The 16,074-nt window shown below is 47.3% G+C and carries 12 protein-coding genes; 6 read left to right on the top strand and 6 right to left on the bottom strand.

All coding sequences use genetic code 11. The annotated features are described in order from the left end of the window. The first annotated feature begins 83 nt into the window (after positions 1-83). Positions 84-1,520 carry an ATP-dependent protease ATPase subunit HslU gene (gene hslU, locus GVN20_RS04175; RefSeq protein ID WP_166557103.1) on the top strand — a complete coding sequence of 479 codons (1,437 nt, stop codon included), beginning with the start codon at positions 84-86 and terminating at the stop codon, positions 1,518-1,520. Between the two features lie 76 nt (positions 1,521-1,596). Here hslU and GVN20_RS04170 read toward each other — a convergent pair whose 3' ends face one another. From GVN20_RS04170 to GVN20_RS04160, 3 genes are read right to left on the bottom strand one after another with little or no spacing between them, the layout of a single operon-like run. Further along, positions 1,597-2,379 (bottom strand): LytTR family DNA-binding domain-containing protein, encoded by a 783-nt coding sequence (locus tag GVN20_RS04170; RefSeq protein ID WP_166557102.1) that lies wholly within the window; start codon positions 2,377-2,379, stop codon positions 1,597-1,599. Between the two features lie 32 nt (positions 2,380-2,411). Next, entirely contained in the window at positions 2,412-3,497 is a 1,086-nt protein-coding gene (locus GVN20_RS04165) for a sensor histidine kinase (protein WP_166557101.1), read from the bottom strand. After that, a complete protein-coding gene (locus tag GVN20_RS04160; RefSeq protein WP_166557100.1) occupies positions 3,469-4,638 on the bottom strand; it encodes a sensor histidine kinase in 1,170 nt (389 codons plus the stop codon). The genes GVN20_RS04165 and GVN20_RS04160 overlap by 29 nt, the downstream gene beginning before the upstream one ends. Positions 4,639-4,753: 115 nt before the next feature. On the opposite strand from GVN20_RS04160, the gene GVN20_RS04155 reads away from it, so the two are divergent. Both GVN20_RS04155 and GVN20_RS04150 read left to right on the top strand, forming a co-directional pair. Beyond that, a complete protein-coding gene (locus GVN20_RS04155; protein WP_166557099.1) occupies positions 4,754-6,172 on the top strand; it encodes a S41 family peptidase in 1,419 nt (472 codons plus the stop codon). Between the two features lie 108 nt (positions 6,173-6,280). Further along, positions 6,281-8,722: an outer membrane beta-barrel protein gene (locus GVN20_RS04150; protein ID WP_166557098.1), complete on the top strand. Its 2,442-nt coding sequence runs from the start codon at positions 6,281-6,283 to the stop codon at positions 8,720-8,722. A 147-nt stretch (positions 8,723-8,869) separates the two neighbouring features. On the opposite strand, the gene uxuA is transcribed toward GVN20_RS04150, so the two are convergent. Then, positions 8,870-10,063: a mannonate dehydratase gene (gene uxuA, locus GVN20_RS04145; protein WP_166557097.1), complete on the bottom strand. Its 1,194-nt coding sequence runs from the start codon at positions 10,061-10,063 to the stop codon at positions 8,870-8,872. Between the two features lie 203 nt (positions 10,064-10,266). On the opposite strand from uxuA, the gene GVN20_RS04140 reads away from it, so the two are divergent. The 3 genes from GVN20_RS04140 (at position 10,267) to GVN20_RS04130 (ending at position 13,281) form a co-directional block, all read left to right on the top strand. Beyond that, positions 10,267-11,397, top strand: a complete 1,131-nt coding sequence (locus GVN20_RS04140) for a Re/Si-specific NAD(P)(+) transhydrogenase subunit alpha (protein WP_166557096.1) — start codon at positions 10,267-10,269, stop codon at positions 11,395-11,397. 93 nt (positions 11,398-11,490) lie between these two features. Further along, positions 11,491-11,799 (top strand): NAD(P) transhydrogenase subunit alpha, encoded by a 309-nt coding sequence (locus GVN20_RS04135; RefSeq protein WP_013928540.1) that lies wholly within the window; start codon positions 11,491-11,493, stop codon positions 11,797-11,799. Between the two features lie 78 nt (positions 11,800-11,877). Next, on the top strand, positions 11,878-13,281 hold the full coding sequence (locus GVN20_RS04130; RefSeq protein ID WP_166557095.1) for an NAD(P)(+) transhydrogenase (Re/Si-specific) subunit beta: 1,404 nt from the start codon (positions 11,878-11,880) through the stop codon (positions 13,279-13,281). Between the two features lie 165 nt (positions 13,282-13,446). On the opposite strand, the gene GVN20_RS04125 is transcribed toward GVN20_RS04130, so the two are convergent. Next, the gene (locus GVN20_RS04125) at positions 13,447-14,610 is read right to left on the bottom strand and encodes a DNA-binding transcriptional regulator (protein ID WP_166557094.1); all 1,164 of its coding nucleotides are present in this window, start codon (positions 14,608-14,610) and stop codon (positions 13,447-13,449) included. Positions 14,611-14,719: 109 nt separating this feature from the next. Next, complete coding sequence (locus tag GVN20_RS04120; protein ID WP_166557093.1) at positions 14,720-15,973, bottom strand: sugar MFS transporter; 1,254 nt, start codon at positions 15,971-15,973, stop codon at positions 14,720-14,722. Positions 15,974-16,074: the final 101 nt, after the last annotated feature.

Below are 16,074 nucleotides of genomic sequence, written 5' to 3'. Positions count from 1 at the left end.
TTATCAAATTTGTACAAAAATAGAGCTCAAATTTGAAATTGCCAACGTTTCTACATTTGTTTTGCAAAATTTTAATCGCATTTATGTCCTTACACTTAGACAAATTGACACCGCGCGAAATAGTCGCCGAGCTTGATAAATACATCATCGGACAACACGATGCCAAGCGCAACGTGGCCATTGCCCTCCGAAACCGTTGGCGACGCATGAACAGCACGCCCGAAATGCAAAAAGAAATCATTCCCAACAACATCCTCATGATTGGGGCCACGGGGGTCGGGAAGACCGAAATTGCCCGCCGATTGGCCAAAATCGCCAATGCACCTTTCGTAAAAGTGGAAGCTTCGAAGTTTACCGAAGTGGGTTACGTGGGTCGCGATGTAGAAAGTATGGTGCGGGATTTGGTAGAACAGGCCGTCAATCTGGTCAAAACCGAAAAGAAAGAAGCCGTCAAACAAAGAGCGCAGGAAATCGTCGAAGATATTATTCTGGACGTGTTGATCCCTCCGATGTATCCCAACAATACCAACCAAGGTCAGCACCGCCCCAGCGTTGGATTTGCCATTACGGATGATGCTGACATGGTGCAAACACCGCCACCGATTTCTTCCATGCCCGACCATGAGCTCAACGAACGGACACGCGGGCGTTTTCGGGAAAAGCTGCGCGCGGGCGAGCTCGAAGACCGCAAAATCGAAATCGACATGCAGGCATCGGCTGCACCCAACATCGGCGTCATGGGCGGTCCCATTGATGATATGTCGATGATGAATATCCAAGAAATGCTCGGCAATATGATGCCCAAGCGCAACAAAAAGCGCAAGGTGACCATCGCCGACGCCCGTAAGATTTTGCTCGAAGAAGAAGCCGCCAAGCTCATCGACATGGACGAGGTCAAAGAAGAAGCCATCTCCAAAGCCGAAGATTTAGGCATTATTTTTATTGATGAAATTGACAAAATCGCCAATTCAAACGGTAAAGGTGGCGGTCCCGATGTGAGCCGCGAAGGCGTGCAGCGCGATTTATTACCGATTGTGGAAGGCTCCACGGTCAACACCAAATACGGCCCCATCAAAACCGACCACATCCTGTTTGTGGCAGCGGGGGCATTTCACGTTTCAAAGCCATCTGATTTGATTCCCGAATTGCAGGGACGTTTCCCGATTCGGGTAGAATTGCAAAGCCTGACGGAAGATGATTTCTACCGGATTTTGAAAGAGCCTCGCAACTCTCTGACTCGCCAATACCACGCGCTGATGGAGTCCGAAGGGGTTGAATTGACATTTAACGACGACGCCCTGCGCGAACTCGCCAAACTGGCGTTTACCATCAACTCCGACGTCGAAAACATCGGTGCGCGTCGTTTGCAAACGGTCATGAGTACCTTACTCAATGATTTTATGTACGACATTCCCGACGTCATCGGGGCCAATTCGCATGTGTTGGTCACCAAAGAATTGGTGCAACAACGTCTGTCGAGCTTAGTCAAAAACCGTGATTTGAGTCAGTATATTTTGTAGTGAATTAACGTCGGCGATGGCTGGGTCGCGGCGGCGTAACGTGCCCCCGTTCAAACCTCGCCGACGTTTTTGTTTATTACCGCACTACAATCTGATGCCCCAAACGTTCTAAAAGCGACTCCCGGTACTGCATCCCAATCGGAATCTGTACATTGGACAGTAGCCCCAACATATTCCCGCTGATGCCTTTGATATTGGTTAGGTTGGCAATGTAGGATTTATGAACCCTGGCAAATGTTGCCGAGGGCAGACTTTCTTCCATTTTTTTCATGGTCAGGTACGTGACAATAAAGCGGTTGTCGACGTAAATCTTTACGTAGTCCTTCATCGCCTCCACGTATTGAATATCCGCAAATTGAATTTTGACTAGATTCCCGTCTTCTTTTACAAAAATATGTCCTTCAGCGTTTGAGCGCGGTGTACCCGTTTCCTCACCGGGAGGTTTGGGAAGGGCGATTTCTGGATTTTCATTCCGCCTTTGGCCTAAGATTTCTTTAGCCTCAAATCGCTCCTTTACTTTCTGTACCGCCCGCAGAAACCGTTCAAACGCAATGGGTTTCAGCAGATAATCCGTTACATCCAACTCAAAACCTTCGTGGGCGTATTGATGAAAAGCGGTGGTCATTACTACCTGCGGGCGTTGCGGCAATGATTTTAGAAATTCGAGCCCGGAGATTTGAGGCATCTCAATGTCACAAAAAATCAAGTCAATGGCATTTCGGGAAAGTTCGTCGTAGGCTTCAAAGACGTTATTGGTTTTGGCGACCAATTCCAAAAAAGGAAGACGTCCGATAAACGTCTCAATAATCTCCTGCGCAATGGGCTCGTCTTCAACGATTAAACAGCGTATTTTTTTCATAAATTATTCCAATGGAGAAATATAGTCGGATTTTAATTCATTGATTTCTTTTCAGTCATTGCCTTTTCCAATTCCAATCTCAACTCTATTTTATAGACATATTCGTTCTCGATCAGCTGTAAACGGTGTTTGTTTGGGTACAGATAGGCCAACCGTTTTTGGGTATTTTCGATAGCGTCATTTTGACATGAATTGATTTTGTCGGCTTCGACTCTAAGCGTCAGTACTGATTTTTCGACCAATAAATCAATATCACATTCTGATTTTAAGCATTTAAAAGCATTGTTTATCAGGGGAAAAAGAAGCATCGGAGCAATCTGTAAATACTCGCTCTGCTCCGTTTTGAGCCTGAAATTAACATTGACTTGGTTCGGCAAACGGCTTTCTTCCAGATCAATGCAATTGATAATAAAGTCTAATTCTTTCGGTAAAGGTACGGCGTCCACGTCGGTTTCGTAAAGGGTATAACGAGTCGTGTTTGACAGTTTCAGGACCATTTGGGCCGCCTGCTCCGGAGAAGTGGCCGTCAGATTTTTGATATTTTCCAACGCCCCATTGATAAACTGAGGATTGATCTGCGACTTCAACAGCTTGATTTCCAAGTCCATTTTGTTTTTTTTAAGCGCATTGTTTTTTCGTTGGTCCATGACCAGATCTATCATTAATTTCAACGAAATAGGAAACCACCGGCTGGGCTGCGACAGAAAAAAATCAGTATTGAAAAGCAAAAGTTGCAGCCTGCTCAGCATCCCGCCGCCATCTATGTTAATCATGTGATTATAATCCTTGGTGAAGGTTCCAAAATTAAAGTAACGAAGTGCGATTTGCCAGGAGAATTCACCTATTAACGTTCTGAACACATAACCCGCAAAAAACAAAACGATCAGGTAGAGAACGTACTTTGCCTCGGTAAACATCCGGTGCACGCAAACCAACGCCAACCAGTAGATGCTGTACGAGGCAAGCGTGTTCCCCAGGGCCCAAACCATCGCCCCTGAAGTAAACATATTTGCCGATGCGCCTACATAAAAACACGCATAGAAGTACCAAAACAGCCAAAATAGCCATTCGCCGAGCAATGCGCTTTTATTATAAATATAGCTTGAGATTGACTTCATACTCATGGGTGTTCTCTTGAATCGTCAGCAGATGGTTGGGGTACAGCAATGAGAGCCTGCGCCTAATGTTAACGAGACCAATACCGCCCACGTTGGTTTTGGTAATTTTTAAGACAGGTTTTGTATTTTTTACCCTAAAATCCAACTGCCTGTCTTTCAGGATTAAACAGATCGAGATGTGTGCATGGTCGAGGTTGTTGAGCAGGCTGTGTTTAAAAGCATTTTCGACAAACGGCAGCAGCACACGCGGTGCAATTGCTCTATTTTGCAATGCGGCCTCATCGGTGTCAAACTCAATGGTTACGTTTTTGTCGTGCCTTATTTTCTCCAGATTAACGTAGTTTTTCAGGTAATCAACTTCCGATTGTAAAGGAACTTTGCTGCCCAACGAATCATCAAAAGATTGTTTAAGCAGGCTCTGCAGCTGGCTGATAGCGGTTTGGGTTTCGGGCTTTTGACTGAGGATCAACCCATAAATATTATTGAGCGAATTGAACAGAAAATGCGGATTGAGCTGACTTTGCAAAAACTTCGATTCAAGGTCATGATTAAGGTCGTTGAGCTGTTTTTGTTTGATGGTATTCTCCATAAAATACTTCATCGTTTTGGCTAAAACAATAAGTCCGAATTGGTTTCTGAATTCATAAAATACCGTGAATGCAAAGGGCAGACTTGTGAAATGTCCCCATAGACCGTACACGTTGAACGTATCTACAAAAGCCAACAGGGGATTGTCTTCGCGGGAAGTGGAATAGGCGTTGACCTTATTAAGCCCGTATATTTCCTGAACGAATAAAAAAGTACAGTACGTAAAGACGGTAAAATACCAAAAGGCCACCGCCGAGAAGAAGGCAAGGTATTTTTCGCGGGCAAAGTACTTGGGAAACAAATAGTAGAAAATAAAGTACCCGGCCAAAATATTACTCCCTAAATAGAGATAAAAAGAGGTCGAATAGCGAAGGTTGTCGACGTAAAATTCGGCCAGTAAGTTTTTATAACAGAAATAAAGGTAGCCCAAGTGAACCAAAACCCGCAGCCAAAGCCGCTCGTTGTAGAAATGCAGTACTTTCTCAATAACCTCAAATGCCCTGGAATTACGTTGGTCGAGCCGATTCATGCGTTTGTCTAAAAGTTTGGGCAAATTTCGGGAGAATTGGGTAGTATCTCTTGCGAAATCTCCTCGTTTGTCTAATTCAATTTGCCAATCCGGCCATTGTTTCGAGTTTTACATTGGATAAACCAACACCGTCAACACCATGAGAAAAACCGCGGCTGCTTTTATGTTCATTTTTCAGTGTCTATTCGGCAAGGCCCAAACCTGCGACTGTCCAACGATGTTAACGGCCGTTATTCAAAAAACAGAGGACAATTATGCGGGTTATTTTGATAAAGTGAACGCTAAAACCCAACCTCGTTATCATCAATTGACCGACAGCCTGCGCACAGCCTCGAAAGACATAACTAGTCAGAAAGACTGCTATCAATTACTGAGAATCTACAAGCGATTTTTTCGCGACGGGCATTTTCAACTTTCCTACAATGCCCCTGAGGCAGTAGTTCCTATCCGGACCATTGACACCGACGAGGTCAAGGCCAAAGCCTATTTTGACGCCCATTTGGGCAAACTGCACCCGCTCGAAGGCATTTGGGAAGCCTTGGACGGCAGTTATCGCGTTGCGCTCATGCGCGACCCGATCCAAACAGAAAAAATGGCGGCCGTGGTTTTGGCAGCTCAAAACACAAAATGGCAACCGGACATGGTCAAATTTGAAGCCGATGCCAAGGGCGCAAGCCCTTATAAAGGCATTTATTGGGCGGGCGATCTGTCGTCGTCGGAGCGGACGTTTCCGTTGGTAGAAAACATGATGAATATCCCGAACTCAGGCTATTGGGCCCGGGAGTACCCACAAAAAGCGACCCCCGAAGAGCTTGCCAAAGCCCGACAAAGCGACGATGAATTTCAGGTGAAAGCCATTGATCCGCAAACGTTTTATATAAAAATACCCTCCTTTGGCATCTCATTTGAAATGGTCGACAGCGTTTTGAAAGCCCACGATGCCGTGATTCGTAATTCCCCTCATTTGATTGTGGATATCCGAGACAATGGCGGCGGCATGAACAGTTCGTTTCCCGCCCTTTTGAAATACCTCAATACCAACAGTTTCAAAGATATTTATTCACATTTCCGGAGCACCGCCGATAACCTACAAGCCGAGCAGGAAATCATAGACCGAGCCTTATCCGAGTACTGGATTTCGGCCAAAGAAGCCAAACACTGGCAGGAGAGCTTAGCTAAGAACCGGAAACAAATCGGCAAAATGGTAAAATACCCTGCTGAAAGTATGAAGTACAAAGAAGTGATGGTAAACCCAAAAAAAGTGTCGGTGCTCATGAACGAGCATTGTTACAGCAGCGCCGAGTATTTTGTGTTTTATGCCAAACAAAGCAAAAAAGTAACGCTTTTCGGCAATCATACGGGCGGTATGATGGACTACGGCAACGTGCGCGAGCACAAACTCCCCTGCCCGACCTTTGAGTTGCGCCTGCCTACCACGCGCACGGGTTGGGTGGACTATGCCCCGATTGACAATGTAGGCTTCCAACCCGACGTAAAGATCCCGGATACAGAAAAAGATTGGGTGAAATTTGTGATCAACTATCGACAAAATCACTGAACGAACGTTGGTCGAGCCACGTCATCGTTCATCTAAAAAAATTGTCGGCGGGGTAGCAAGGGTTCAATTTTGTGTCCATAACCAAACAACACAAACCTGTTAACAGCTATGAACCGTTTTTCTGCCGCTGCCTTCTTATTGTTTGTACTTTCTGTTTTTCAGGCCCTTGGCCAGGTCAAAGGCACCATCAAAGGCCGCGCCTTAGACGGCCACACTCGCCGACCCGTCGAGTTTGCGAGTGTGGCTTTACTTTCTGCCGCCGACTCCTCCATGGTCAAAGGAGCCCTGACCGATACCTCCGGCGTTTTTGTGATTTCCAATCTTACCGAAGGAAACTACCTCCTTATCCTTTCGAGCATTGAGTACCAAAAGATATGTAAAGGGCCATTGCTGATAAACAGCTCTCAGCAGGAAGTGGATTTGGGAGACTTAGCGATGGTTACCGACCAAAAACTGCTGGAAGAAGTAATTGTAAAAGGCAACAAGCCCGTTTTTGAACAAAAATTGGGGACGATCATCGTCAACGTAGACAGTAAGATGTTTAAAACCTCGGCCAATGCCCTCGAAATCCTGCGCCGTTCGCCGGGACTATTGGTAGACATGAGTGGAAATGTCACGTTCAGAGGCACCTCGCCCAAGATACTGATCGACGGAAAGGACCTGCGGATGACCGGTGAGCAGGAGAAAAACTACCTGCGCTCCCTAGCCCCCGAGCAGATCGAAAGCATCGAACTTATGCCCAACCCTCCGGCCAAATACGAGGCCTCGTACCAAACCGTGATCAACGTTAAACTGAAACGGGACCAAAATTTGGGCCTCAAAGGCAGTGTCTACGGTTCGTATCGCCAACACCGTTTCAGCGACAGCGGAGCGGGTGGGAATATCACCTTCAAAGCCCCTAAAATGGCCTATTTGCTCAATTTGGGAGTAAGCAATTCCAATTGGTTTCAAAATTTGACCGACCGCCGCATGATGGGAAGCAGCGCCCAAAAGGATATCGTTGAGTCATTTGCGTTCATCCGAAACCCCACCAAAAGCCTCAATTTTTTCGCCGGAGCCGAATACACCCTCAACGCCAAAAACAGCATTGATTTCAAACTGACCGGTGATTTTTCCACCTCGCCCAATGTTACCTACGCCGAAAACAAATCCACGATTCAGGGCGTAGAGCAGCCTTTTTTAGTGAGCAATAACCAAATGAGCGAACGAACTAAAACACTGACGGGGTTGCTGGGGTATCGCTATCAAACAAACAACGGCCGCGAGTTTATTGCGGAAGTGGCCATGGCCGACAACCGAAAACCCGGCTCGCAAGATCTGATCTCGGAATATTATCGAAACGATCAACCGGTGCGCGGCATCTCACGCCAACGCAATGAGCAGCAGGCTAATTCAAACTTCAAAACGCTGAATGTGAACTATGCCGACTTGATATTTAAGCAATGGAAGCTGGAAACGGGTTTTAAAATCAATTACGTACAAAACGCCGCCAAAATAGCTTTTGACACGCTCACCCGTGCCGATGCCACCAAAAACACGCCGCTGACCGACGCCGATTTCAGAAAAGATGCGGGTCGAAGCAATGAGTTTAGGTTTGACGAAAACATTACTATGTTTTTCCTCCAGATGAGTCGGCAGTTCAAAAAACTGGGTTTTACCGCCGGGATTCGGGCCGAAAATACCGTGACCCAAGGCGAATCCGTAACCCTGAAATCATTGGTCGATCGTAATTATTGGAATATTTTACCGAGCCTGACGCTCCAATACAAAATCAATGACAACAGTAACTTGGTGTGGGCATCGTCTCGTAAGCTGTCGCGCCCTACGGTGTGGCAGTTAAATCCCTTCCCGTTTTTTATAGACCCGCTCACGGTGGCAATGGGCAATCCGTTTCTCTTTCCGCGCATTCGGAACGTGTCCGAACTCACCTATACTTACAAAAACCTGATGCTGATTACGGGTTATAATCTGAATCAAAACACGGTGTCGCAGTTGCCTCTTTACAACGCCGCTACGCGCCTCACTACCTGGCAACAGGTGAATACCCAAACCCAACGGGTGTTTTTTGACGTGAGCCATTCGGCCCCGATTTTGCCGAAATGGAACTATCAAATGTACCTGAGCGCGGCATACGGCAGTGAAAAAGTACGCATAAACGCCCGAGACAATCAAATTAGCGGCCTGTCGGCTTCGCTGTGGGTTTCCAACCTGTTTACGTTGCCAAAAGGCTACAATTTGGAGGTGTCAGGCTGGTACAATGTGCCCAATCCATCGGGTTTTTACAAATCAAAAGGCATGGGCGCCGTCAATATGGGGTTGCAAAAAAGCTTTAAAAACAATTGCTGGAATGCCCAACTGAACATCAATGATATTTTCCTGACAAGCATTTTCAGGGCGCATATTCAGGTGGACAACAGCGACATGACCTTCATCAACCGGCAGGCAAACCGCAATGCTTTGCTGCGAATTACCCACAATTTCGGGAAGTCAAAATACCAGACCAAAGGCCGCAAATCGGGTGTTAGCGAAGATGCTGAGCGGTTGCGGTGATATAGGCAATGAGTGAATGAGTAAATTAGTGAATAAGAGGTTGATGTTTTCAACTTAAAAAGTCACGCCGTTTATTTTAGGGGGCTTATTCCTGAAAATAAAAAGCGTGACTTTTTGAAAACACCCGTTTAGCAGAATGCCCTTTTTTTAGGACAACAAACTCCGCTCAATGCCCATCTCCAAGCCGCGCAACTCCGCCAAGCCGCGCAAACGACCGATGGCCGTGTAGCCAGGATTGGTCCTTTTACCCGCGTTGAGGTCGTCGAGCATTTTGTGGCCGTGGTCAGGTCGGAACGGCATCCGCAGGTCGGTGCGGCCTTCCTGTTTTCTTCGTCTTTGTTCCAACACCAACGCTTTCATAACGCCGTACATGTCTACATTTCCTTCCAAGTGATTGGCCTCGTGGAAGTTCCCTTCTTCGTCGCGCTGCGTAGCCCGTAGGTGAATGAAGTGAATGCGGTCGCCGAGGCGCTCAACCATGCCCACCAAGTCATTGTCGCCGCGCACACCGTAGCTTCCCGTGCAGAAACACAGGCCGTTGGCCGATAAATCGGCAGCAGCTAACAATTGTTTGGCATCAGCTTCGGTACTTACCACGCGCGGCAGGCCCAAAATCGGATACGGTGGATCATCGGGGTGAATCGACAATCGAATGCCTGCATCTTGTGCCACGGGCACGATTTCGCGCAAAAATGCGTACAGATTTTCGCGTAATTCTTTGTCACCTACATATTTATACGTATCCAATACGTCCCGAAACTGCTCAACGGTGTAGCTTTCTTCCGAACCCGGCAAACCCGCGATGATGTTACGCACCAATCGTGTAACATCCGCCTCGTCGGCTTTATCAATCCACGCTTTGGCTTTTTTCTGTTGCGTTTCGGTATAGTGCGCTTCTGCCCCTACCCGTTTTAAAATATACAGTTCAAAAGCGGCAAATTCATTAAAATCAAACCGCAATCCCGTAGAACCGTCGGGCATGGGCGCGTTCAAATCCGTCCTTGTCCAGTCCAAAATGGGCATAAAATTATAGCAAACGGTATCAATGCCGCAGGCCGCCAAATTGGTGAGCGATTCTTTGTAGTTTTCGATGTATTGCTTAAAATTTCCCGATGCTTTCTTTATGTCTTCATGAACGGGCACACTCTCTACCACCGACCAGCTCAAACCCGCCTCTTCGATGATAGCTTTGCGTTGCTGAATATCTTGTACCGTCCAAACCTGACCGTTCGGAATTTGGTGCAGGGCGTTTACGATGCCCGTTGCGCCGGCTTGTCTTACGTCCGACAGACTTACGGGGTCGTTGGGGCCAAACCACCGCCATGTTTGTTCTAATGCCATATTTTGATGTGCAAAAGCACTGTTAATTGTTATCTGTTAATCGTTATTTATTAATTCTTTACCCTGAATAAGTTGGCAAGCAGAAAATAAAGTCAGCAAACGAAAAAAATTACTTCACAAATTTGCTAAAAACAGCCTTCTGCTATTGTTTATGCAAATTTTGTCCTATATTTTGGCGTTTAATTCCTAAAATCTTCTTGACCTTGAAAATTGCGATTTTAAAAGAAACGAAAGCCTTTGAAAGGCGCGTTGCTATCACACCTGATATTGTTAAATCTCTTCTGAAAGCAGGTTTTACGTGCACCATTCAATCGGGCGCGGGCGAAAACTCCTCCCTTCTGAACGCAGACTACGAAAAAGCGGGCGCTACTGTCGCCGCCGACACTCAAACCCTTCTGGCCGATGCCGACGTGGTGCTGAAAGTCAACGCCCCCACGCTCGACGAAGTAGCTCAAATGCGCGAAGGTGCCGTTTCGATTTCGTTTTTGTACGCCTACACCCAACCCGAGTTGGTCAAGGCCCTCAATGCGAAAAAGATTTCGGCTTTCAGCATGGATGCCGTACCCCGCACCACCAAAGCCCAAAGCATGGATGCGCTCAGCTCGCAGGCCAACCTCGCTGGCTACAAAGCCGTGCTGCTCGGCGCAAACGCCCTCGGCAAGATTTTTCCACTCATGATGACCGCCGCTGGTACCATCAAACCTTCCAAGGTACTTATTTTTGGCGCGGGCGTGGCGGGCTTGCAGGCCATTGCCACTGCCAAACGCCTCGGAGCCGTCGTGGAAGTGTCGGATGTTCGGCCTGAGACCAAAGAACAAGTGGAATCGCTGGGGGGCAAATTCTTGAGCGTTGAAGGCATGGAGGCCAACAAGTCGGAAGGCGGCTACGCCAAAGAAGTATCGGCGGAGTTTTTACAGAAACAACAGGACCTCATTAAACAACGCATCAAAGACGCCGACATCGTTATCACAACTGCACTTGTGATGGGCAAAAAAGCCCCGATTCTGGTCACGGAAGAGATGGTAAAATCCATGAAGACGGGTAGCGTGATTGTGGACATGGCCGTAGAATCGGGTGGAAACTGCGCCCTGAGCGAAGCCAACAAAACTGTGGTCAAAAACGGCGTCACCATCATCGGAGAGTCTAACCTCCCCGCCTTGCTATCGACCAACGCCAGTGATTTATACGCCAAAAACATCAGCACACTTCTATTGCATTTGGCCAACAAAGACGGTTTTAAGTGGGAATTGGAAGAGGAAATCACCAAAGGCAGCCTCATCACCCACCAAGGTACGTTGGTACATGCGTTTACAAAAGGGATTCTGGAGAAGTAGTGAGAAGCTAGAAATGAGGAGTTTTTGACTTCAATCCTCATCATCATTTACTAATCACCGTCTACCAAACACTAACCACAAATCACTAATTAAATGGATTCAATCATCACGTTTATTGGAGAAAATATCCAGCTTATTTATATCCTCATACTCTCCATTTTTGTAGGGATTGAGGTCATTTCCAAAGTGCCATCGGCGCTGCATACGCCGCTGATGTCGGGTGCCAATGCCATCCACGGGGTGGTGATTATCGGGGCCATCATCGTCATGGGGCACGCCGAAGCTGGCAACTGGCCCGCCTTGATTTTGGGCTTTTTGGCGGTGATTCTTGGCACGCTCAACGTCGTCGGCGGTTTCGTAGTCACGGACCGAATGTTGGAAATGTTTAAAAAGAAGAAATAAAATTTAGTTCGCAGCTAGCAGCCCACGGTAACAAGGGAAAGCGGCTGCCAACTGTTTACTGTAAACTGCAAACTCACAATGCTTCAACAATACTGGTTATACCTCATTTACCTTTTAGGTTCCGTGTTTTTTATTGTAGGCTTGAAAATGCTCTCTGGCCCCAAAACCGCCCGTAACGGCAATTTTTTGGCAGCGGCAGGCATGACACTCGCCATTTTGGGCACTATCTTCATGCACAAAAATGAAGAGGGTGAGTCTATCGGCAACTATGGCTGGATTTTCGGCGGTATCGCTATCGGTACCGTGTTGGGCTGGATTTCGGCCAAGAAAGTTAAAATGACGGCCATGCCTCAAATGGTGAGCCTTTTCAACGGCATGGGCGGTGCCTGCGCAGCCCTAATTTCACTGGTAGAATTTGGACACCTGCACGGCGATACCCCACCCGTAACCATTCTGACCATCGTGGCTGGCCTCGTCATCGGGAGCGTTTCGTTTTCGGGCAGTATCATTGCCTACGCCAAGTTGCAGGAAATTCTGAAAAAGACTTTCAAACTTCCCGCCCAAAATATCCTGACCATCATTCTCATGGCAGGCATCGTCGGACTGAGTATTTATCTGGCCTTCGGACACGCTTCTACTGCGTTGCTGTACGTTATTTTTGCCCTGTCACTGGCTTATGGTATCCTGTTTGTATTGCCCATCGGTGGGGCAGATATGCCCGTGGTCATTTCGCTATTGAACTCCTTCACGGGTGTTGCGGCGGCTTTTGGCGGTTTTCTGTACGACAATCAGGTCATGCTTACGGGCGGAATTCTGGTGGGTTCGGCGGGTACGCTACTCACGATTTTGATGTGTAACGCCATGAACCGTTCTCTTACCAATGTTATCTTCGGGTCGTTTGGCGGTGGCGGTGCTACGGCGAGCGAAGCCAGCACCTTTGCGGGCGGCTCAGTAAAAAGCAGTACACCTTCCGACATTGCCATCTTGATGAATTATGCCCAGAAAGTAATCGTTGTACCAGGCTACGGATTGGCCGTGGCGCAGGCGCAGCACGTTATCCACGAACTGGAAGCGATTCTCGAAAAACGTGGCGTGGAAGTCAAATACGCCATTCACCCCGTAGCAGGACGGATGCCCGGCCACATGAACGTGCTCCTGGCGGAATCCAACGTAGCTTATGATAAGCTCGTGGAAATGGAAGAAATCAACGACCAGTTTGCCACCACCGACGTGGTGTTTGTGGTAGGAGCCAACGACGTAGTCAACCCTGCCGCGCGTAGCAACCCCGCCAGCCCCATCTACGGAATGCCCATTTTGAACGCCGACAAAGCCCGCACGGTGATTGTAAGCAAGCGCTCCATGGCGGCCGGCTACGCGGGCATTGACAACGAACTCTTCTACTACCCCAACTGCCTCATGCTCTTCGGCGACGCCAAAGATTCGATTACGAAAGTTGTGGCAGAATTGAAGGGAATGGATTAGTGGCTACCATCTAATGATTATTGGGCAGTACCAGTATCAGAAATTAGTGAGACATATTTTGGATTTTCACACAACAGGCAGCTCATTTGGGCTGCCTGTTGTGTGAAAATAAATTGTTTATTTCTTAAATTCCTAATGCCCCAATTTTAACGAAACTTGGAGCACTCACTTCCCCGCCAAATGCTGATTCCGGTACTCAATGGGCGTGCAGCCTTTGATTTGTCGGAATTGACGTGCAATGTTTTTGCTGTCAGCTAGACCCATGTCCAGTGCGATTTCAAAAACCGTCATGTCGGTTTCGATGAGTTTTTGGGTAAACTTTTCGATACGCAGATTAAAAATGTATTTGTAGATGGGATAGCCTGTAATGTCCTGAAAACGCTGTTCCAAGGCTCTTCTCGACAGCGGCACCTGCTTGACAATGTCCTCCACCTGTAGGTTTTTATCAATATTTTGGTGAATAAACTTCAACGAAGAAGCAATGTAGCGGTCGTTGGTGGCGTAAATATCGGTCGACTGCCGCGTGATGATTTGCGTAGGTTTAACGATGATGTCGTAATAGTCGGCCGTGCCGTGCTCAATCATGTGGTGTAGTAGCTTGGCCGCGTCGTAGCCGCCTTTTTCGGTATCTTGGCCGATGCTCGACAGCGGTGGGTCCGAAAATTCACAAATCATTTCGTCGTTGTCGACGCCTAGCACTGCCACGTGTTCGGGAATACGAATATTGGACTGACGACAGGCTTCGGTGATGTGTTGACCCTGATTATCGTCGCAAGTCATAAGCGCGATGGGCTTGGGAAGCGATTTGAGCCACTGACTTAGCGGACTGGGTTTGTAGTACCACAACTCACTCGACCGCGCCATAATGTGTTCAAAATAATGCACTTGATGCCCCGCTTTTTTGACCCGATCTTCAAAGCCATCTGCGCGCTCACGCGACCAAACGATGTCTTTGAAACCATAAAAAGCGAAGTTCTTGAATCCTTTTCGGAGAAAATACTCGGCCCCCATTTTACCCGCTTCGTAGTGGTCGCCAGTGATGTTGGGAATCTCTTTGAAGCGCTCTTTAAAATCTTGGGCAATGACGGGGATGCCTGCTTCCACGATTTTACTGATTTTGGGGTCGTTGTACAACTGCCCGATGATACCGTCGGCTTCCCATTCGAGCGCCCACTCCAAAATCCCGTCAATACCAATTGTTTCACGCTGAAACAATGGCATCCGACAGAAAATCCAGGGGCCGTTCTCTTTGGAATATTTAGAAATTCCTTTCAACAGTCCCTTGCTGTATTCTTCGGCAAAGTCGATGAGAAGAATTATTTTGTACATGTGTGACGGAGCAGGGTTAATTTTAGGTACACACCCATTTCTGGAAGGAGCATTTTATCATTTGTTAATCTTCGGTTTTGAGAAACCTCGTACACAAACGCCCATAGCCTTACGAAAAAAGCTCTTTCCAACTTTTGACGGTAGCATTGGTCACGAGGGGTTTGGCCCAGAGACCGATGCTCAAAATGTACCCTAAAGTAATCATCAAAAACAACATTGCCAAGCGTAAACCGACCAATTCGGCCAATCCGCCGATAATGAGCGGCACCACCGCGCCCCCCGCAATGCCTGAGCAAAGAATTCCTGAAAATGTACCATGGTGATACGGCACCGAGTTGAGCGCCAACGACACAATGATGGACCACATGACCGATGCACAGAATCCGCTTAGCGGAAACCCATACAGCGCCGCTTCAACAGGACCAAACAGACCCACCAACACCGAAACAATAGCACCCACCGTGAATAAAATCAATACCCGACGGCTATCGAAGATTTTGAGTAATACCAATCCTAAGATACAGCCAATGGTGAGTAATCCCCAAAAATAAGAAATGACCGACGCGCCTTCGGTGGCGGGATCGATGTTGTGGTAGGTTTGGAGAAACTTAGAAGTCCAGTTGGCAATGCCCTGCTCGGTACCTACATAGCAGAAAATACCGATAAAAAACAGGAATACATAGCGGTTTTTGAGCAGGTCTTTGAAGGCATTTTCGGTATCAATTTTTTCATCTTCCTTAAGTTCCACTTCGGGAAACTTAACAAATCGAACCACGACCACCATCAGAAAAGCCACCACTGCAAACACCCAGTACAACGACACCCATTTCAGGTCGGCGGGCACAATTTGGTTGAGCGTGTTGATGACAGCATTGGATGCCGTGCCAGCGTGTACATTTAAGACCAAATAACTGTACAACATCGGGCTCAGAAACGAAGCTCCCCCGAAAAAAAGCTGCGCCATCACCGAATTAAAGGCAAAATTGGCCTCGCCACCCGCCACCCGCAGCAACGGATTAATCACCACTTGCAACATAGCCATGCCAATACCTATGATGAATAACGAAACCAACGCCACCGTAAATGTAGGCACTAAGGCAAACAATAATGCCCCTCCAAAAGCCATCATAAAAGCCCACAAGAGCACTTTTTTCTCCCGGTATTTTTCTACCAAAATCCCCGAAGGAATGGAGGCTACCCCGTACGCCACAAAAAAAGCAAATGGTAAAAAACCCGCAAGTCCAATACTCAGATCAAAACCAGAAACGATGTCGGGGATGATGGGCCCTAGAATGTTGCTAAGAAAGGAAATAACGAAGAATATCAGAAAAATCAGAATAACAATAAAGGTGTTGCTTTTCATGGAATGGGGTTTACAGGAATAGGGAAAGACAAAGTTAATTCTTAATACGAATGGCGCAAACGATGCAATTGGAGCCGCAAAACTGAAAAATGTAAAATGGC

This window comes from Runella sp. CRIBMP (assembly GCF_009905605.1).
Taxonomy (GTDB): Bacteria; Bacteroidota; Bacteroidia; order Cytophagales; family Spirosomataceae; genus Runella.
This window is presented reverse-complemented; position numbering and strand designations above follow the sequence as displayed.